This is a genomic window from Lysinibacillus sp. GbtcB16, from assembly GCF_019091145.1.
In the GTDB taxonomy this organism is placed as follows: Bacteria; Bacillota; Bacilli; order Bacillales_A; family Planococcaceae; genus Lysinibacillus; species Lysinibacillus fusiformis.
This window is the reverse complement of record NZ_JAGXJV010000143.1, coordinates 1-435: the sequence shown is the minus strand read 5'-3', so window position 1 is coordinate 435 and position 435 is coordinate 1. Positions and strand designations below refer to the sequence as shown.

General features: G+C 32.0%; 1 protein-coding gene. It reads left to right on the top strand.

The features are described 5' to 3' along the window. Nucleotides 1-39: 39 nt before the first annotated feature. Nucleotides 40-435, top strand: a 396-nt coding sequence (locus tag KVT27_RS23750; RefSeq protein WP_254636264.1) for a Tn7-like element transposition protein TnsE, incomplete at its 3' end; no start/stop codon positions are given.

The window sequence follows — 435 nt, the reverse complement described above, 5'->3', positions numbered from 1 at the left end:
AAGCTAAGAGAATCGACTAATGAAGATACAAAGCAATTTTTGATTGAAGATACTAATCAGCGCACAGTGGCAGATACTGGAGGAAATAGTTTAATAAGAGGGATAGAGTTGATTGGTGTACATGAAGCTTCAGTAACAGGTGAACTGGGCGAGTTTATAAAGCTATTAAATGAATTAAATGATTTTCCAAGTGTTAAAACGATAGATTTTAAAATTGAAGATTTACCTACCTTTGAAGAAAGTAGAAAGTTTAGCTTTTTAGATGATGGAATAACAAAAAGAAAATATGCTTTAGGAAGTGTACAACTTTTAAATGGACATCATTATTTTATTGTGGAAATTGAACGTGAATATAAATCACTTGCGATGTTGATTTTGCAGGGACCTCAAGATGTTCAATGGGATACTGTTATCGAACAATTACTAGAGAAATTG